General features: G+C 39.1%; 19 protein-coding genes. 9 read left to right on the top strand and 10 right to left on the bottom strand.

Annotated elements, in window-relative coordinates; translation table 11 throughout:
- Positions 1-239: 239 nt before the first annotated feature.
- The 4 genes from J2S78_RS13000 (at position 240) to J2S78_RS12985 (ending at position 4,400) form a co-directional block, all read left to right on the top strand.
- Entirely contained in the window at positions 240-1,394 is a 1,155-nt protein-coding gene (locus tag J2S78_RS13000; protein ID WP_306899202.1) for a M24 family metallopeptidase, read from the top strand.
- A gap of 11 nt (positions 1,395-1,405) precedes the next feature.
- Complete coding sequence (locus J2S78_RS12995; protein WP_306899201.1) at positions 1,406-2,917, top strand: BCCT family transporter; 1,512 nt, start codon at positions 1,406-1,408, stop codon at positions 2,915-2,917.
- 56 nt (positions 2,918-2,973) lie between these two features.
- Positions 2,974-3,666 (top strand): TetR/AcrR family transcriptional regulator, encoded by a 693-nt coding sequence (locus J2S78_RS12990; RefSeq protein WP_306899200.1) that lies wholly within the window; start codon positions 2,974-2,976, stop codon positions 3,664-3,666.
- Between the two features lie 203 nt (positions 3,667-3,869).
- The gene (locus J2S78_RS12985) at positions 3,870-4,400 is read left to right on the top strand and encodes a M15 family metallopeptidase (protein WP_306899198.1); all 531 of its coding nucleotides are present in this window, start codon (positions 3,870-3,872) and stop codon (positions 4,398-4,400) included.
- A gap of 119 nt (positions 4,401-4,519) precedes the next feature.
- Here the strand turns inward: J2S78_RS12985 and J2S78_RS12980 are convergent, their stop codons facing one another.
- On the bottom strand, positions 4,520-4,639 hold the full coding sequence (locus tag J2S78_RS12980) for a YjcZ family sporulation protein (protein WP_306899197.1): 120 nt from the start codon (positions 4,637-4,639) through the stop codon (positions 4,520-4,522).
- Between the two features lie 384 nt (positions 4,640-5,023).
- On the opposite strand from J2S78_RS12980, the gene J2S78_RS12975 reads away from it, so the two are divergent.
- The 5 genes from J2S78_RS12975 (at position 5,024) to J2S78_RS12955 (ending at position 9,681) form a co-directional block, all read left to right on the top strand.
- Positions 5,024-5,848, top strand: a complete 825-nt coding sequence (locus J2S78_RS12975) for an aldo/keto reductase (protein ID WP_306899194.1) — start codon at positions 5,024-5,026, stop codon at positions 5,846-5,848.
- Positions 5,849-5,934: 86 nt separating this feature from the next.
- Entirely contained in the window at positions 5,935-6,210 is a 276-nt protein-coding gene (hbs, locus tag J2S78_RS12970) for a non-specific DNA-binding protein Hbs (RefSeq protein WP_306899192.1), read from the top strand.
- Positions 6,211-6,587: 377 nt separating this feature from the next.
- Entirely contained in the window at positions 6,588-8,057 is a 1,470-nt protein-coding gene (locus J2S78_RS12965; protein WP_306899191.1) for a catalase, read from the top strand.
- Positions 8,058-8,196: 139 nt separating this feature from the next.
- Entirely contained in the window at positions 8,197-8,631 is a 435-nt protein-coding gene (locus J2S78_RS12960; protein ID WP_306899190.1) for a gamma-glutamylcyclotransferase family protein, read from the top strand.
- A 291-nt stretch (positions 8,632-8,922) separates the two neighbouring features.
- Positions 8,923-9,681: an SIMPL domain-containing protein gene (locus tag J2S78_RS12955; protein ID WP_306899188.1), complete on the top strand. Its 759-nt coding sequence runs from the start codon at positions 8,923-8,925 to the stop codon at positions 9,679-9,681.
- Between the two features lie 62 nt (positions 9,682-9,743).
- On the opposite strand, the gene J2S78_RS12950 is transcribed toward J2S78_RS12955, so the two are convergent.
- The 9 genes from J2S78_RS12950 to J2S78_RS12910 all read right to left on the bottom strand — a co-directional run bounded on the left by J2S78_RS12950 (position 9,744) and on the right by J2S78_RS12910 (position 19,740).
- Positions 9,744-10,370, bottom strand: a complete 627-nt coding sequence (locus J2S78_RS12950; protein WP_306899187.1) for a LysE family translocator — start codon at positions 10,368-10,370, stop codon at positions 9,744-9,746.
- Positions 10,371-10,897: 527 nt separating this feature from the next.
- On the bottom strand, positions 10,898-11,713 hold the full coding sequence (locus J2S78_RS12945) for a hypothetical protein (protein ID WP_306899185.1): 816 nt from the start codon (positions 11,711-11,713) through the stop codon (positions 10,898-10,900).
- Between the two features lie 132 nt (positions 11,714-11,845).
- Positions 11,846-12,826: a sugar phosphate nucleotidyltransferase gene (locus J2S78_RS12940; RefSeq protein ID WP_306899184.1), complete on the bottom strand. Its 981-nt coding sequence runs from the start codon at positions 12,824-12,826 to the stop codon at positions 11,846-11,848.
- A gap of 18 nt (positions 12,827-12,844) precedes the next feature.
- Positions 12,845-13,018: a hypothetical protein gene (locus J2S78_RS12935; RefSeq protein WP_306899182.1), complete on the bottom strand. Its 174-nt coding sequence runs from the start codon at positions 13,016-13,018 to the stop codon at positions 12,845-12,847.
- 14 nt (positions 13,019-13,032) lie between these two features.
- Positions 13,033-14,865, bottom strand: a complete 1,833-nt coding sequence (glmS, locus tag J2S78_RS12930) for a glutamine--fructose-6-phosphate transaminase (isomerizing) (RefSeq protein WP_306899179.1) — start codon at positions 14,863-14,865, stop codon at positions 13,033-13,035.
- A gap of 32 nt (positions 14,866-14,897) precedes the next feature.
- Entirely contained in the window at positions 14,898-16,256 is a 1,359-nt protein-coding gene (locus J2S78_RS12925) for a nucleotide sugar dehydrogenase (protein WP_306899177.1), read from the bottom strand.
- Positions 16,257-16,292: 36 nt separating this feature from the next.
- A complete protein-coding gene (locus tag J2S78_RS12920; protein ID WP_306899175.1) occupies positions 16,293-17,111 on the bottom strand; it encodes a response regulator in 819 nt (272 codons plus the stop codon).
- Positions 17,112-17,130: 19 nt separating this feature from the next.
- Positions 17,131-18,558, bottom strand: coding sequence for a glycosyltransferase family 2 protein (locus tag J2S78_RS12915; RefSeq protein WP_306899174.1), 1,428 nt, complete (start codon positions 18,556-18,558; stop codon positions 17,131-17,133).
- A gap of 15 nt (positions 18,559-18,573) precedes the next feature.
- Positions 18,574-19,740, bottom strand: a complete 1,167-nt coding sequence (locus J2S78_RS12910) for a hypothetical protein (RefSeq protein WP_306899173.1) — start codon at positions 19,738-19,740, stop codon at positions 18,574-18,576.
- Between the last annotated feature and the right edge of the window lie 16 nt (positions 19,741-19,756).

Here is a 19,756-nt window from a genome sequence, read left to right as displayed (position 1 = left end):
GGGTCTCTTTTTATTATTTTAATGATGAAAAATCACCTTATTTATAGGGAATGAAACATCTATATTCTTATAAGAGTCGTTTTTAACAATTCACGTCAACGTATCTCCCTAATGCACTTGAATATCTTCTTAATACGCAAAATTTTCTGATATTTAATTGTGTTCACAAGAACTTGGTGTTATCATGTTCTTTAAATGAACATGTTCATAATAAAATCAAATTTTTTGGAGGTATTTTTTTGAGTATTCCAGTAGAACAAGTGAATCAACGCTTAAAATTATTTCGTGAACGAATGGACAAAAAAGAAGTAGGAGCAACGGTTTTATGGGATCCAGACAATCAATATTATTTAAGCGGATTTAAGGCCATTTCTTACTCTCGTCCTATTGTTTATTGGATTTATCCGGATAAAACGGCATATATAATTCCGGAATTGGAAGATTTACATGCTGAAGAAAACGCACATACAAAAGAGTTTTATGTGTACCACGAACGTTATAACAAAGGCAGTGAGGATACGTCATTTTTAGACCCTTTTAAACGTCTTATAAGAGATCTTCCAACCGGTACAAAGGTGGGGGTTGAACTTGAAATGATACCAGCCTATGTTTATCAGTTAATTATTGATAATGGATGTGATGTGATAGATATCGGGCAGGACTTAATTCAGTTACGCAGTGTGAAGGATGAAGAAGAACAAAAATGGTTGTATGAAGCCGGAAGATTGTCTGATGTAGCGTTGGAAGCTTCTTTTCGTCACCTAAGTACAGGAATGAGCGAATTAGAATTTGATTCATACGGCGATCAAGCTTTATTAAAAGCGGCTTCAGAAAAATATCCCGAGATAGTAGTGGGCTATGAAAACTGGACTTGTTCTGGAGTGAAACGCAGCGCGATGCCGCATCTATATTCTAGTACACGAACATATGAAAAGGGAGACCCAGTTGTTCATAGCAGGCAAGTTTGGATTAATGGATATCGTGCGGAGAATGAACGTACATTTTTATTTAAAGATGGGGCTAGTGATGAACAAAAGAAATTGTTAAGACTAGCTATTGATGCACAACAAGCAGGGATGGATGCGGTGAAACCCGGTGTTAGAGCTTGTGATGTTGACTTAGCAGCATATCGAGTAATACAGGAAGCTGGATATGAAGCGTATATAGACCATCGTATTGGTCATGGTCTGGGTCTTTCTGAACATGAGGAACCTTACCTTCGGTTTGATAATGATCTTATTCTTCAAGAAGGAATGGTATATACCATTGAACCAGGTATATATATTCCTGGTACGGGCGGCTTTCGACATTCGGACACCGTTATTGTTACAAAGCATGGTTCAAGAAGTATTACACATTATCCACGTTCTTATGAAGACATGTTAATAGAATAAAAGGAGGAATTATGAAACATAGTAAAATTGATCATTCGATATTTTGGCCAGCTATTATTCTCACGGTAGTAATTACGATTACATTATCTATATTTCAAAGTAGCGCAGAACCTATTTTAACAAGCATTTTAAATGATCTTACTTTTCGATTGGATTGGGTTTTTGAATTGCTGACGATTGGTCTGTTTATTCTACTCATTTGGCTCATTTTTGGTAGATTCGGTAAAGTACGTATGGGTGACGCGGATGATAGACCAGAATTTTCAAGATTTAGCTGGGGAGGTATGTTATTTTGTGCCAGCATGGGCACTAGTATCATGTTCTGGTCGATTGTAGAACCACTTTATTATTATACAGGTCCTCCGTTCGGTATCGAAGGAGAAACAGAAGAAGCAGCGGAATGGTCCGTTGCCTATGGGCTATTCCATTGGGGAATATCGGCTTGGGCTTTATATGCTTTGCCAGCAGTTGTTATAGCTTATTCCTTTTTTGTGAGAAAAGATCCGTCATTAAAAATTAGCGCAGCTTGTCGTGGCATACTAGGAAACAAAGCAGATGGATGGCTGGGGAAGGTTATAGACATACTTGTTATTTGGAGTATGATAGGAGGGCTTTCCACGTCTCTTGGTCTGGGTGTTCCTATGGTATCTAATGTGATGGCTGATTTATTAGAGATAGAGCCGACGCTACCATTAAATATTATTATCATTGTTATTTGGACAATAATTTTTAGTGCCAGTGCTTACATGGGACTTTATAAAGGAATTCGTAAATTAAGTGATTGGAATATATATTTGGCTATTATGATTGCGTTATTTGTTCTCATTACTGGTCCAACACTGTTTATTCTCACTTATTTCACTGATAGTTTGGGACTTATGATGAACAACTTTTTGCGAATGAGTTTATATACAGATTCGATTAATGAAGGTGGATTTCCTCAAGCATGGACTGTCTTTTATTGGGCTTGGTTTGCAGCCACGGCTCCATTTATAGGACTGTTTATCGCGCGTATTTCAAAAGGACGGACGATGCGGGAAATGATTACAAATATTTTACTATGGGGTTCTTTGGGGAGTTATTTATATTTTGCTGTTTTTGGAGGCTACGCGATTGACTTAGAATTGTCAAGCAAAGGAGCCTTGAGTTCAGTGCTTGCAGAAAGTGAACCTCAAGTTATTGTGGAAGTCTTACATTCCATGCCGCTTTCGACTCTGGTTATGATATTTTTTATGGTACTTGGTTTTATCTTTTTGGCTACATCTTTGGACTCGGCAACCTATATTATCGCAGGGATTGCTACTACGGACATACAAGCTGGCGAAGAACCCGCACGTTGGCATCGCTTATTATGGGGGATTGTACTTTCTGCATTAGCCATTTCTTTAACGATTGTCGGAGGACTTGATGTTGTACAAACATCATCGGTGCTGGTGTCTGTGCCTGTTTTAATTATGTACATTTTGTTGGCAGCATCATTAATTAGATGGCTTCATGAAAGCGAACGCACTGTAAAAGACTAGCCCTTTTCGATATAATCGAGTAAAGAAGGTGAATAGAGAGAAAGAAGGGACTGTCAATGGCCAAGACGAGAAAAGAGATTCAACGAGATCGTATGTGGCATTATTTCATTGATGCAACAGCTGCTTTGATCGAAGAAGAAGGTTTAGAACAAGTGACGATAAGAAAAGTAGCGGAACGCGCTGGTTTCACAAGTTCTACCGCTTATAATTATTTTGGTGAGTTATCACATTTAATATTTTTTGCGTCTATGCGTTTTATGCAAGGATATATTCAAGAACTGCCAAATTACATGAAAAAGGGAAATAATAAGGTAGAGACGTGGCTGCACGCGTGGCGTTGTTTTTCGAGCCATTCTTTTCGCAATCCTCATACGTATGCAGCTGTTTTTATTAATAATCTTGGAGCGTTTCCTGGTGAACTGCTACAAGAATATTATAACCAGTTTAGTAGTGAGTTGGTGGGGGTGCCAGATGAAATTATCCCTTTTTTGATGGAACATAACTTAGAAAAAAGAAGCAGTCTGTATTTGCAGGGAGCCGTAGAAGAAGGACTTATTTCTGCTGAAAATGTTGATATGATTTCTGATGTTACACTTATGATTTGGCGCGGCATGATGACAACCCTCTTAAATAATCGCCTTAGGGTAAGCCCAGAAGAGGCAGAAGAGCGAACGATGTCTTATGTCATTCATGTCACCACTCAGGCACTTAAACCCGGGATGGCACAATATATTGTAGATGAATTTTGATTAATGCCCCCCTTTTTGGTAATGACCGAAGGGGGTTTTTAAATCAAAATAGCGCGTAAAAGGGTATTAATTAAATTTAAATACAGACATAGATGTTTGGATAACTTGACAATCAAAGGATAAAATGTGAAATGATAGAGACGTTATGAACAGCTTCTAAAATGAGAACCATTTAAAAGGATAATCCTAGAAAGGGTAAGAATATGAAATGGAACGCGGGCTGGGATGTAGCATTATTAGTCTTATTTGCCGCTGGTCTGTTTTTTTATTGGCATAAAGAACAAGAACAAATAACGGAACAACTAGCAGAACAGAAGAAGCTGCATCCAAAAGTGGTGGAGATGAAAGAAGAACTTGTAGATCGGGCTGATAGTCAAGATATACAGGTTGTTGTCACAGAAGGTTATAGGTCAGAAAAGAAACAAAACGAACTTTACGAAGAAGGCCGGTCTAAAGAAGGATCGGTTGTTACTCATGCAAAGGGCGGAGAATCGTACCATAACTATGGATTGGCCATAGATTTCGCGCTCGAGCAAAACGATGGTGAGCTAACTTGGGATACAGAGTATGATGGCAATGAAAATGGCCGATCAGATTGGATGGAGACGGTTGATATTGCTAAAAATCTGGGTTTCGAATGGGGAGGGGATTGGAATCATTTTGAAGACCCCGTTCATCTTCAATGGAATCCTGGTGTGAGCATAAGAGAACTTCAACGTGAAAACAATAAATGACAAGTGAACCTGCTATAGGAGCGTTGGATGTATCGTTGATATCTGAAGACTTCAGTATAGTTTAGGAAAGCCCCCTTCAAAGGATAAATCCTTTCTGAAGAGGGCTGTTTTTTTAGCGTTTAAAAGCCGAATCCTCCACCGCCGCCAAATCCCCAAGAAGCGCCGACGATAATAATCAAGATAAACAATACAACAATTAACGCAAAACTACTTCCGTATCCACCACCTGCATAACTCATACCAATCTCTCCTTAATAAATTGTAGTATCCACTGACTCTATATGCATATGTAATAAATGATAATCGGGTAGGGCGAATGTCAGTGAGAAAGAGTAAAGAAATTTCGGAAGATGAAAGAGAATTAATGTTACATATGCTGCAAAGAGTTGCTGATAATGCGGTGGATTATATTCACTCAACGGAGTAATAAGATTTCAAAAACACTTTCGTTTATTGGAAGAAAGATAGTAATGTATGGTATAGTTTTCATTCATGCATATTTAGGGTAAAATGACATGTATCCTTTGTTACTAATTTGTTACGCAGCGAAGGGAAAGCAATGGAAACAATGTGTATGCTATACTCTTATATGTAAGTAAATAATCGGAGAGGTGGGTGTACTTATGAAGTTTGTAACTTTAAATAATGGTCTGGAAATGCCTCAACTTGGATTCGGCGTGTGGCAAGTGGAAGAAGACGCGGCAGTACCAGCTGTGAAAAAAGCTCTCGAAACCGGCTATCGTTCTATTGATACAGCAGCTGTTTATAAAAATGAGAAGGGCGTAGGGCAAGCTATTGCAGAGAGTGACGTACCGCGCGAGGACTTGTTTATTACGACAAAGGTTTGGAATGGAGATCAAGGTTACGACAATACATTGAAAGCTTTTGATGCAAGCCTTGAAAAATTGGGGTTAGAGTACGTTGACTTGTACCTCATTCACTGGCCGAATCCGGCTTATGACGATTATGTCGATACTTATAAAGCGATGGAAAAACTTTATCGCGATGGAAAAGTAAAAGCCATTGGAGTATGTAATTTTGATACAGACCACCTCCAACGCCTGCTTGATGAATGTGAAGTGACACCAGCAGTTAATCAAGTTGAGTGCCATCCTTATTTAGCACAGAATGAATTGAAGAAGTTTTGTGCAGACCACGATATCTATGTGGAAGCATGGAGTCCGCTTATGCAGGGGAAAACGGTTCTAAATGATGAAACCGTTAAGGAAATTGCCGAAAAGCATGCGAAAACCCCAGCACAAGTCATCATTCGCTGGCATCTCCAAAACAACTCGATTGTTATACCAAAATCTGTCACACCTTCTCGGATAGAAGAAAACTTTAATGTACTAGATTTTGAATTGTCGGAATCTGATATCGAAAAAATCAACACACTCGACCGTGGAGACCGTCAAGGTCCAGTTCCAAGTGAAATGAATCATCGATAGTATCCGAAAAATTTTATAAAAAGACAGGTATATTTCCTGTATATGTTGAAAGAATAGTAGGCAGAAAGTATTTTAGGAGGGATATTATGAATAAAACAGAACTTATCAATCAAGTATCAGAACAAGCAGGCCTAAGTAAAAAGGACACAGAAGCTGCAGTTAACGCAACATTAGAAACTATTGAAAATTCTTTAAAATCCGGAGATAAAGTCCAATTGATAGGATTTGGAAACTTTGAAATCCGCGAACGTGCTGCGCGCGAGGGACGCAATCCGCAAACGGGAGAAACGATGAATATTCCTGCAAGCAAAGTACCAGCTTTTAAACCAGGTAAAGGTTTAAAGGATGCTGTAAACAAGTAAAAATGAAAGCTGCTTTCCGACTATATTGGAAAGCAGCTTTTTGTCATTTTGGAATAATGTACATAAGGGTAAACGGGTTTTCGATCGATATCAATGGCAGCAAACTATTATCAATTCTAAATAGTAAATGATTACGATTTTCGTTGCTTTTCGCAGCATTTTATTAAATTTGAACATGTTTTTTCGATAATAATAAGTAGGCAGAACTTTTTTTATGTTACTTGCGATATGGTACTATGTAAGTAATATGAAGCTGAATGTAAGGGTAATTATTATTTTTAAGAAATCACAAATTAAAATTATTATAATTTAGTATTGATTTTTCATTAATAAATGTTATCATAGATTTGTAGAAAATAATGATGAGGTGATCATGTATGAGTGAAGATAACAAAAAGAATCTTACCACAGGCTCAGGTCAACCGGTTGGAGACAACCAACATTCAATAACAGCAGGATCTCGAGGACCAACAGTTATTCAAGACGTACATCTTTTGGAAAAACTAGCTCATTTTAACCGTGAACGTATCCCGGAACGTGTTGTTCATGCGAAAGGTGCTGGCGCACACGGTTACTTTGAAGTAACGAACGACGAGATTTCAAAATACACTAAAGCTGATTTCTTAAGTGAAGCAGGAAAAACAACGCCAATGTTTATCCGCTTTTCTACCGTTGCTGGTGAAGCAGGGTCTGCCGATACAGTACGTGATCCTCGCGGCTTTGCGGTTAAGTTTTATACCGAAGAAGGTAACTATGACCTAGTTGGAAACAATACACCGATTTTCTTTATTCGCGATGCTATTAAGTTTCCTGACTTTATCCACACGCAAAAGCGTAATCCAAGAACGCACTTGAAAGATCCGAACATGGTATGGGACTTCTGGTCTCTATCTCCGGAATCCTTGCACCAAGTTACTTACTTGCATGGCGACCGTGGTCTTCCAGCAACATTACGTCATATGAATGGTTATGGAAGCCATACCTTTAAATGGGTAAATGCGAATAACGAAGCATTCTGGGTGAAATACCACTTTGTAAGTGAACAAGGAGTTAAGTCATTGGATGACGCTACCTTCAATAAAATAGCAGGTGAAAATCCTGACTACCACACAGAGGATCTTTTCAACGCTATTGACGAAGGTGACTTCCCAGCATGGAAACTTTATGTACAAATCATGCCTTACGAAGATTACAAGACTTACAAATGGGATGCATTTGACGTAACAAAAACATGGTCTAAAGAAGACTATCCAAGAATCGAAGTTGGTCGCATGGTTCTAAACAAGAACCCTGAAAACTATTTCGCAGAAGTAGAACAAGCTGCGTTTTCACCAGGTCACTTTGTTCCAGGAATCGAAGCATCTCCTGATAAAATGTTGCAAGGTCGTTTGTTTGCTTACTCTGACGCACATCGTTACCGTCTAGGTGCAAACCACGAACAAATTCCAGTAAACCGTCCAGTTAGTGGTGCAAACAACTATCAACGCGATGGTTTCATGAGAACAGATGGCAATGGCGGTGGTTCTGTGAACTATGAACCTAATAGTTATGATGGACCTACTGAAACAGACAGAGGAAGAATTGACCCATTTGAAGTAGAAGGTCAAACAGATAGTGTGAACTATGACAGTGAAGATCACTACACTCAAGCTGGGGATTTATATCGTCTTATGGATGAGGATGAAAAGTCCCGTCTTATCGACGCTATCGTAGGCGACTTGGGCGCAGTAGAAAAAGACGAAATTAAGCTTCGTCAAATCAAGCACTTCTACAAGGCAGACCCTGATTATGGTCGCCGTGTTGCAGAAGGCGTTGGTCTACACGTTCCAGAAGAACAAGAAGTATAAGCAAGAAAAGATAAAACGTTCTCGATTTATTCTCACAAAAGAACCGGGCACTCGTTATAAAAAGGCGGGTGCTCGGTTTGTTTTATAATATCGCGGTCCCGCACTTTTTTTTAAAATTATTGTAAGGGGAGCATACCAAATGAGTAGGAAACTACCGGTATTTGTTTATGGAACACTAAGAAATGGATTGCATAACTATGAAAATATTTTAAAAGATCAAACGGCTGCAGAAAATAATGCCACCAGTGTTGGAAGTTTATATGCAGTGGACCACGAATCTTTTCCTTGTTTAGTCAGAGAAGGGCGCACTATCGTTCAAGGTGAAGTAATGTATATAAAAGAAGATAGATACGATGATATTTTAAAAAAACTAGATTACTTGGAAGGTTATGATGAAAGCGATATCCAAGAAAGTGATTATGTTCGCGAAGTCACAACGGTCACAGATGATAATGATCAAGATGTAGAAGTATATATTTACTATTGGAATCAGCCGCGCGGTCTTGGTGAATACATAACAAGCGGTTGTTGGAAAACCTATTTAAAAGAGAAGAGAAAAATACCAGACGCATAAAACAATCTGAAGGAATATGGATTCTTACCAAGTACTTTCATTAATAGTGAATATGAAACAGTGGTTGTACGTTGGTATAGCTGCTTTTGCACAGCACTACCACATACATTTACTTGTCTCCCTATGTGGCAATTGAGTTTAGAGAGGGAGTTAAGCGTTTTCCATTAGGGAGCGCTTTTTTTATAAATAAGAAAATATTGTGACTTTTTTGTAACATTTACAATATCATCACGACTCAAGGGTAGAAGATGAAGTTATTTATTTCTATGTTTGAAAGGAAGGAATTATCGTATGATGAAAAAAAGAGTGTATCAGGTGTTAGGTGTGATGTCAGCTGTGGTTGCTGGTGGGTTTCTTTATTCGGCTACATTTGGAGGGGATTCTGTTGATGAAGTTGATTTAGCTGCAGCTCAAGAAACTGTTCAAGAAGGGACATTGATTGTTAGAGGAGAAGGTAATGTCACGGCGGAACCAGATTTAGCACAACTACGGTTAGGAGTAGAAGCGACAGATACATCAGCAGACGCGGCTCAGAGTACAGTTAGTGAGAAAATGCAAACTGTTCGCGAACAACTGAATTCTTATGACATTCCAGAGGAAAATATTGAAACCGCAACCTTTGGGGTTCACCCCTACCGAACTGGTCAGGAAGGAGAGGAACAATTTCGCGCACAACATATCCTGTCTGTGGAATATAGTGAAATTGACAAAATCGGTGAACTGCTTGATGATGTAGCTGCTGCTGGGGCTAACCAAATCCAACAAACTCGGTTCACACTACAGGATAAATCTGAGTTGGAACAGCAAGCTCTCCAGCAAGCGATTGAAAATACGAGTGGAAAAGCGCAGGCCATGGCTGAAAGTGCCGGAAAATCAAGTGGAGATGTAATCCAGATATCTGAAAGCGGAACGCAAGTCGATATACCAATGCAGACGTATGAAACAGAAGAAAGTGCAGCCCAGGATTCTGCTTCTGGTGCTGGAACGTCGATTGAAGCGGGACAAGTTGAAATTACTCAAGAAGTAGATGTCGTTTATCAATTGAATTAAGGAAGAAAGGACTGCCCCCTTGAATGGATATGGGGCAGTCCTTCCTATGGGATAAGGTTTTTTTATTTTGAAGGAAGCAACAGTTGAAGTCCGATAAGTGTAAATAACACTCCTTGAATAATATTCATTTGACGGGAGACATTGGGATTATTTCTGATAAATTGACTAGCCTTATGAGCGAGGATGCTGACCGTTAAAAAAATAATAAGCGCTTGGGTAAGGAAAATAAATCCAAGCAACAGCATCTGCAATGCAATGGGTCCGTCAGAAGCATCGGTGAACTGTGGCAAGAGTGCGAGAAAAAATAAGGATACTTTAGGATTCAACAGGTTCATGATAATTCCTTTTTTATATAAATCTTTATAATGACTGACTGATGTACTCCGTGCAGAAAAAATAGCCTGTTCTTTGTTTCGAAAAGCTTTCCAAGCCAGGTATAAGAGATAAACGGCACCTGCATATTTAACAAACGAGAATGCGGCAGAAGATTGATAGATGACAGCGGAAACACCGATGGCCGCAGCAGTGATATGTACGAGGAGGCCTGTACAAAGACCACAAGCTGTTGTGATACCAGCTTTTATATCTTGAGATATGCTTTGTGCAATCACAAAAATAATATCAGGTCCTGGGGCAAGTGTTAAGGCAATAGATGTAGTAAGAAAGCTGATAATAACAACAAAATCCATGGGGTTATCCTTCCTTTACGTCTATTTTTCTTCTTTGGAGGAACGGGTTTGTAAGAATTGTTGGGAAAAACGACTGAATTGATCAATCGAATCCTTGGCAAATCGGCCATTTCACCAACTGGTCCTTTTTCTTACTTATTTTCAATTGTGAATTCCCTCCTTCCCATTTATAGCACAAAATAGTGTAAAACATAAGGAAGGAGAGGAATCGGAATAACGTATAACAGTTTGAAAGAAGAAAAATTACTTCCTTATTTCAATCTTCTACTTGTTGGTTAAGATGTTAATGTAATTCTTTTGTTAAAGTTTGCAAAATCCCATAATGAAAGTGTTTTAAATGCCTCTTGAACAGGCTCTCTTAACTGTTTAAAAGCAGTTTTAAACGGAATTCTTGAAGGGGGACCTTACCATAACGTGCAGTATGATATGTTATAAAAAGGAGATTGTCATTTTTGTCCTAACTTGAGAATTATGAGAAAGAACAGGAAAAGGACTGAATTTTTATCAGCCCTTTTTCCGTTAATCTTCTATCCATTTTTATTTGATTTCCAGTAATGGTAATCGTGTACCGCCACTCCTCCGTATCCTGGATGCCCTGAAAAATGGTTATCGAGTAAGTTCAATTCATGTTTCATGTATCCAATTGAATTATCATAGAAGGTAGTGTGGCTGCCTTCCTCTGTTTTAATGACATTTACTGCTATGACGACAGATTTACTGCGATTGGCTGCCTGTTCAACGAGGGGGGAAACGATTCCTTTTATTCCATTTTCCCCATCTGTGCGGTCCCGGTAGGCCATAATGGTGAGAGAGTCTAGTGTTGATATCATCCAGTCTCCAACATACCGATTTTTCCCAGGTATCTTCACTTGATTAATCCAAAATGGCACATCACCACTGACATTGAGTTCTGTATCGGCTTTTATTTGGTTTGTTAAATGGTTTATATTGTTCATCCACTGGGTGATAACTTTCTCTTTGTCAGTTTTCCAATCCGGCAACAGGTAGGGCTCAATATCGACATGGACGCCCTGGAACCTCTCCTCTTCTGATGATTGACGATTATAGTTTTTGACGATCGACATAAAATCATCCAAGCTTTTCTGATTTTTCGTCAAAGCCCAGTTGGGATCGCCGCCAAGCGCATAGACGTCAATATCTTTCTTAGATGCCTTTTTGATGAAAGATTGAAAGTCTTTTTTGCTAAATTCCTTTAGGTCAACGTGTAAATAAATTAAGTTAACACCTTGATTACTTGCGAAGGAAACGGCATCCTCATGGTTTTCGTCTAAATTCTCAATATCCCATATCCATGTTGCTTTCACTTGGTTGTTCTGATCCATGAATATTCCAAAGTACAACAAGATCGTCACTATGATGATAATTGTGATGATACTCTTTTTAGTGAAAAATAAAGATAAAACACGTTCTTTAACAGTAAATCCTCCTTCAGCCAGTGATGTGTTTTTTGATATTTAATTAACATAAGGAATGGTATGGGTATCATCGTTTGAAGGAGAATTAGGTATTTTTGTTTGATCAGTAGCCTTAAAGTCTATTAGGTCAACATTAGGACCAACGATACAATACTCTCCAATTTGTGTAGTTCCTCGTAGTTGGGTTCGAGGTTCGATGACGGTGTGTTTGCCTATTGTAACCCCCGCTTCTATCGAAGTAGAAGAGGGGTCGGTAATTGTAACGCCATTTTGTCTATGGTACTCCATGATCCGTGTTTGATAGATTTCTTCGACATGGGCAAGTTGTGAACTATCATTAATGCCGAAACTTTCTTCTACATTCTCCGCGCTGACAGCCGATATTTTTTTTCCTTGCCGTTTCAAAATTTCAATGACATCAGGTAAATAATACTCCTGCTGTTGGTTGTCCGTTGATACTTGGTCAAGAGCATGAAACAGGAGGTTATTATCAAAACAAAAAATACCTGAGTTAACTTCATGGATCGCTGTTTGTTCCTTTGTTGCATCTTTATGTTCGACAATTCGTTCGACTTGTCCATTTTTATCCCGGACGATCCGTCCATATCCCGAGGGATCATCCGGGACCATTGTTAAAATGGTAGCCGCTGAATTTGAGCTGCGATGGTATTCCAGGCATTTCCTGAGAGTTTTCCCTGTAATCAGGGGAGTATCCCCGGTGATGATGAGGGTGGAACCTTGTTGATCAGCAAGCTGTTTCTGGCACATCTTTACAGCATGAGCCGTGCCAAGCTGCTCTTTCTGATAAGCAAATTCAGAAGAGGTATCCAGTTGTTGTTTAATCATCTCCGACTTATGACCGACAACTGTAAAGATTCGATCTGCAGAAATGAACTGCAGCTGATCGATTACGTGCTGTACCATCGGTTTTCCACAAACTTTGTGGAGAACTTTTGGCAAATCTGATTGCATTCGTGTTCCTTTGCCGGCAGCTAATACAACTGCAAATGTCTGAGCCACTTGATGTTCCTCCTGTTCTTAGTTATTGGAGTTTGGGTAGGGTAGCAGCGGTTTAAGTCCATTTCTTACTTCAGTCATCAATTGTTGATCTGTTTCAATAGTTTGATCTTCAACCTTTTGATAGATGTTGAGCATGAGATCTATTAATTCATTTTCGTCCAACTTGGTTTCCTGCTGCTTTATTGTCTTCATTCTCAAGTACCCTCCTATTCCACCGTGACACTTTTGGCAAGATTTCTAGGCTTATCGACATCATTGCCAAGTGCCAGAGAAGTATAGTAAGAAATTAACTGTAATGGAACGACCGTCAATAATGGAGTTACAAGGGATAAAGATTCAGGAATGTAGCAGCCATCATCCACGTACTCCAAGATATCCATGTTTCCTTGCATGGAAACGCCAAGTACCTGGGCACCGCGTGCTTTCACTTCTTTTATATTGCCCATCATTTTCTCGCTAACTTCTTCCTGGGTGATAAGGGCAATGATTGGTGTTCCTTCTTCAATTAAAGCAAGGGTGCCGTGCTTCAATTCTCCTGCTGCATACGCTTCGGAATGAATGTATGATATTTCTTTGAGCTTTAGGGAACCTTCAAGAGCAACTGCATGATCCAAACCTCTCCCAATGAAAAATAGACTCGAGGCGTCCTTAATTGATTCACTGTAGCGGCGAAGGGCAGCTGAGTGTTCCAGTAATTCTTCCATTTGATTTGGAATGTCGAGAATCGATTGAAGCAGCTGTTGGCGATAGTCTTCGGTTATCGTTTGTTTTATTTGAGCAAGGTAAATGCCCAGTAAATAGAAGGACAGTACTTGGGTCGTATAGGCTTTTGTAGAAGCGACCGCAATTTCGGGACCTGCCATTGTTAATATCACTTCATCAGCTTCTCTGGCAATGGAGCTCCCTACCACATTCGTAATAGCAAGAACGTTGGCTCCAAGATGCTGACTTTGACGCAAGGCTGCTAATGTATCAGCCGTTTCCCCGGATTGACTAATAACTATAACCAGTGTTTTCTCATTAACAATCGGTCGACGGTAACGAAACTCAGATGCCACTTCTACATCAACCGGGATGCGGGTTAGTTCTTCAATCACGTGTTTTCCTATTAAACCAGCATGATAGGCTGTCCCGCAGGCAACGATTGTAACTTTATCCCATTGTTCTATACGATCTCGGGACCACTGCAATTCATCAAATTTCACCGTCTTTCTTTCTTGATTCACTCGTCCTGCCGTTGTTTTTTTCAGTGCCTCCGGCTGTTCATGAATCTCCTTTAGCATAAAATGGTCATACCCATTTTTTTCTGCCTGTTCTACATCCCAATCCACGCGGAATATATCACGACTTAACTGTTCGCCCGTACTGGTTTGCAGAAGCGTGATATCATCTTTCGTCAGAATGGCCATTTCTCCGTCCTCTAAAATGTAAATGTCGCGGGTGTGATCAAGAACAGCGGGAATATCTGAGCTGATTAATGCTTCTTCTTCTCCGGTTCCGATAATAAGAGGGCTAGCTTCTCTTACCGCATAAAGACGGTCTGGTTCATGTTCAGAAACTATCCCTAATGCGTAAGCTCCTTTTAATCGTTTGACTACCTGTTGAATGGTTGCAACCATGTCTCCGTCGTATAAGTGATAGAATAGGTGGGAAATGACTTCAGAATCTGTTTCTGAACTAAAGGTGTATCCTTTTTCTATAAGCTCTCGTTTAATTTCTAAATAGTTTTCGATGATGCCATTATGAACAATGGCAAAATCCTTATTTGCATCTGTGTGAGGATGAGAATTTTCATCCGACGGATGGCCATGGGTGGCCCAACGTGTATGGCCGATTCCCAGCATACCAGAAAAGGAGTGTTGATCGAGCTGCTGATGCAGCTCTTCCAGTCTCCCTTTAGATTTGTTTACTTGAACGGAGTCACCATTATGAACTGCGATGCCTACTGAATCATAACCACGATACTCTAATTTCTTTAGTCCTGTCGTTAATACTTTTTGAATATCTTTTTCTCCGATATAGCCAATGATTCCGCACATGTTAAATCTCCACTCCTTTATATTTAATTAATTTACAATGCAACGGATGTATGTTGCTTCTTGTGCACTTTTGAGGCGGTACCTAGTTTGTGAATGTGTGGTTGATCATAGTTTTTGAAAGCATTTCTAGTATCGACAATGGGGATACCAACGTTTGCCAATTCATCGTAATCAAACCCACTATGATTCGTAACCAGAACCATGCAATCATACTGTTTCAACTCTTCTTTACTGTATGATATCGAGTGAACGATATTATCATCTTTATCTATGAAACTATGAGCATGTGGATCGTAATAATTTACATTTGCCCCGTGTTCTTTATAGAGTTCATAAAGGTAAAGACCGGGAGACTCTCGTAAATCACTGATATTTGGTTTATATGCCATGCCTAATATAAGGATTTTAGAGGTGTTAATAGATTTGCCGTAGATGTTTAGTGCTTGAGATGTTTTGCTGACGACAACATCCGGCATGTTATTATTAATGGATTGAGCAAGATCGATAAACCTGCTGTAGAAGCGAAAACCTTTTGCTTTCCAGGAAAGATACATAGGATCTAGTGGTATGCAGTGACCGCCGATACCTGGTCCTGGTTGAAATTTCATAAAGCCGAATGGTTTGGTCGCGGCCGCATCAATGACTTCCCAAACATCGATATCCATACGCTCACTCATCATTGCAATTTCATTTACAAAAGCGATATTAATGCTGCGGAACGTATTTTCCAAAAGCTTGGACATCTCAGCAACTTTTGGGGAAGAGACCGGTACGACATGTTCAATATAATTACTGTAAAGAAGTTCACCGACAGCATTACAATTTTCTGTCATGCCTCCCATTACTTTAGGCATATTATTTGTACGAAATGACTCGTTGCCGGGGTCTACTCGTTCTGGAGAGTAACAAAGGAAAATATCTTTTCCAGCTTCATACCCTATTCGCTTAAATTCTTTTAAGATTAGTTCTTCTGTTGTTCCTGGATACGTCGTGCTTTCCAAGGTGACAAGCATACCTTTCTTCATAAAAGGCTTGATATTCTCTATCACTCGAGTAATAAAGGAAGTATCTGGGTCCTGATTTTCACTAAGCGGTGTTGGAACACAAATACTAAGGGCATCTAGTTCCTTAACAATTTCGTAGTTATTGGTGGGATAGAAATGATCTGTATTTAAGCTCTCTTGCAATTCTTGATTAGAAATATCATTGATATAAGAACGTCCTTTTCTTAAGGAGTTGATTTTTTCTTCGTTTAAATCTATTCCACATACGGAGAATCCTGATTTTACCATTTCCATCGCAAGCGGGAGGCCGACATAACCCAAACCAATAACACCAATGTGCGCTTCTTTCATTTCAATTCTTTGACTCAGCTGTTCAAAATATCCCATCTTAACATCCCTCTTTTTCATAGAATTTAAGTACGTTTATTCCATAACTTCAACGAGTCGTTTAATCCGTGCTTCTAGTTCAATCAGTGAAAATGGTTTAGTAATATATTCTGCCACTCCATATTCAAAGGTTCGTTTAATATCGTCTTCCAGCTGTTTATTTGTCAACACCATAATTTCTGAATGACCGTTCGACTGTTTATCAATGTTTTTTATTTCATGAATAAATTGATATCCACCGATGCCGGATAAGTTTATTTCTGTGATGACAAGATCGGGGAGCAATTTTTTATATTGTTCCAGCCCTTTTTTGCCATCTGTTGCAACATGAACAATGTAGCCTTTTCGCTGTAAATAATTACCTAAAAGATGAATTATACTAGTATCATGGTCTACAATAAGTACGGAGTTTTTTTCCGTTTTCTTTATTGTTTGGTTATCAAACACTCGAATTTCCTGTTGATTTCTTTGATCAATAACCATTTCGTTAATCATGCGAGAGAGCATCTGCTCTGCCTGATCGCTGTTTTCAGGGAAATTACCCACGATCATCTCACCGATTAGCCGATCTTCGCCATCTAAAAAGTCTTTCACATGTAAGGCATAAAAATGAGTGTAACCGAGGTTACAATCATCCAGTAATAGACCGAGAATGTTGTTTTGGGCATCATAGTTTATTTGAAAGGCTGTAGCAGGTTCTTCTTTCTCTAAGTGTGCTTTCAGGGAGTTGATCGATGGTTGGTCAAGTGTTGCATGAGCAATAATCACACCGCAGGGCAAGTTACTTGCCTGATAATAATGCAGAAATTGTTTAAAAGATTGTCGAATACTGGAACTCGCATGTGTCTCTGTCATTTCTGATTCCTCCTTAGTATTATGCAGCTTCATCTTTTTCCTCATCATTCCAACTGGTTCGGGTCATGGTGCCCCAAGAATTATTTTTCCGCATGAAATCAATGTGACCCAGAAATCTCCACAATATCCCGAGTTGTCGATAACCAAAGAACATTAAAATGGTATAGAATACCATTTTGAAATAGTCTCTGATCCTCGGGAACCGTCGGAATGCCAATTCCTCAATCAATAAAGAGCCCATTCCAAGCAATGTCCCATATAATACGTTTATGAGCATAAAAACAGCTACAATTTTCCATCCAGTCATATCAACCAAACTGTAACCAACAAGGGATAAAAAACCAGTGATTCTAAAATAGGGGCTTAATGTTTCAAAAATGATGTTATAAGGAATTGTCAGCCATCCCATTATTTTATATCTGGGACGCATGAACATGCCTGCTCCTTCTTCCATCATGTTTTTTAAATTTCCTCTGCCCCAACGTTTGCGCTGACTGCCTAGAATCTTAAAAGTGTCAGGTGCTTGCGTCCAACATACGGCATCCGGACAAAAGTCGATTTTGTAAGGAAGTTTATTATCTAGCATGTAGCGGTGCAGTTTGATGATGATGTTCATATCTTCTCCCGGGTATCCTCCTCGATAACCCCCGACTTTGACGACATAGTCTTTTCTAAAAACCCCAAAAGCACCGGATACGATGATTAATCCATTAATGTCACTCCAGCCGATTCTTCCTCCCAAAAATGCTTTCAAATATTCAACCGTCTGGAGCATAGGTAATAGTTTCCTTGGCAATCTAGCTTTTTGTACCATGCCGTTTGAAATCTTGCACCCGTTAGCAATCCGTACATTTCCACCGATGGCTACGTATTCATCTGGATTCTCCATATACTTTCTTGCGATTCGAATCAGAGCATCATTCTCCAGCAACGAATCCGCATCGATAGAAGAAATAAGCGAGTAGTGGGAGAAATTAATTCCTGCGTTCAAGGAGTCTGCTTTTCCTCCATTTTCTTTATCGATAAGATAAAGATTAGGGAATTCAGGATTATAATAGACACCTTTTACCTCTGCCGTAGCCACGGTATTATGTTCAATGGGAGTTGGTTTATAATAACTCAAGCGGAATTCATCAATTAATACTTTGGATGTGTCGTCTCCAGAACCATCATTTACGACAATCACTTCGTGTGTAGGATAATGCAGGGCCAACAACGATTGAACGTTTTCTTTAATAGTCAGCTCTTCATTAAACGCCGGTACAAGAATTGAGATGGGCGGCATATGTTTAGAGCCTGAAAGAAAATCATATTTTGAATAGAATGTTTCCTTCATGATTCGAGTTATTTTTCTGAAGGAAAACAAAATAATTCCAAAATAAATGGTATTAATCACGACTACGTAATACATGGCGAATATCCCATAAGCTAGTAGCAAATCTCTCACTGTCGTTCCTTCTTTCTATAGAGCTTTGGTCAAATCATGACGTTTCCCAAAAAACTTCTGATAGATAAATATTTTTTGATTATATTCCGTAATATCATCTACATGGGAAAAGGTATTTATTGTTTGTTTGAGTTTTTCATCGATATATTCTTTAGCCACTTCTCTTCCTTGCTCTCCATGGATTCCGGCTGCTAGTTCGCAGAGAATCTCAAATCCGTATTCTCCTAATTGTGCCAAGCTTTTTGCACTGGTACGAGAAACAATCCAATTGGACTCCTGAATTGGTACTTTTAATAATCCAGTATATTGGGTTAGTCCTGAATAACCGATCCAATCCGCCAACATGTTGCGAATCTCCCAATCTGGAAATTGAAGATAGTAGTGGACGTCCTTTTCTGTTAGATCCATAGCAAACATAAGTAATTGTACGGCAAGAATTCTTGTTTCCTTGTCATCGGAGTGAACGAATGAGCGAACTGTTTCTGGTATATTCTGGTCTACCTGGTCCTGGAGACCAATCAGCCCGATCTTATTTAATTTTGAGTGATCTTCATAAAGAAAGCTGATGTATACCGACCTTAAATCTAAAGAAGATTCTTTAGAGATATCTGCGATTAAGTGGAGGTGATATTTTGTATTATTAACAAGATATTGAATAAGATTTTTAATTTCATTCGGGTATTCCGATGTTTGGGCAATCGAGCGAGCTATGATACAAATGGAAGAATCAAAATTGCTGCGATGTAACATGGAAATTAATTGAGATGTCACCTCCTTGTCCCGAAGTATTCCGAGGTGGTACGCAGCATCAAGACGAACAATGGACCAGGGACTTTGCAGCCGTTTTTTATTGTATTCATTTAATCCAATGGCTTCACATAAAATAAGAAGTTTTTCCCTGTGCACGCCTTTCAATCGCTCAACCCATGGTAATAATGTTTTTTGTAGTACCTTCTTTTCAAAAGAGCGTAGCGATTTGTTAGGTGGTCTCAACATTGCCTCATTATCCAACTCAACTTGGAGATAATAAAGATAACTATGGAAATTGGCCAGGCAGTCTTTTTCTTTTTTAGCGCTTATTATCTTACTCATTTTGATGCTTAAAGTAAGGGACATAAAGATTATCATTAGAATGAGTAAGATTGCTATCATCCAATAAGCAGCTTGTAAATTAATAAACAAAGATGATCCCTCCCTC

This window comes from Salibacterium salarium (genome assembly GCF_030813635.1).
Lineage (GTDB): Bacteria > Bacillota > Bacilli > Bacillales > Marinococcaceae > Salibacterium > Salibacterium salarium.
The sequence above is the reverse complement of the archived record's forward strand: the minus strand, read 5'-3'. Positions and strand labels throughout refer to the sequence as shown.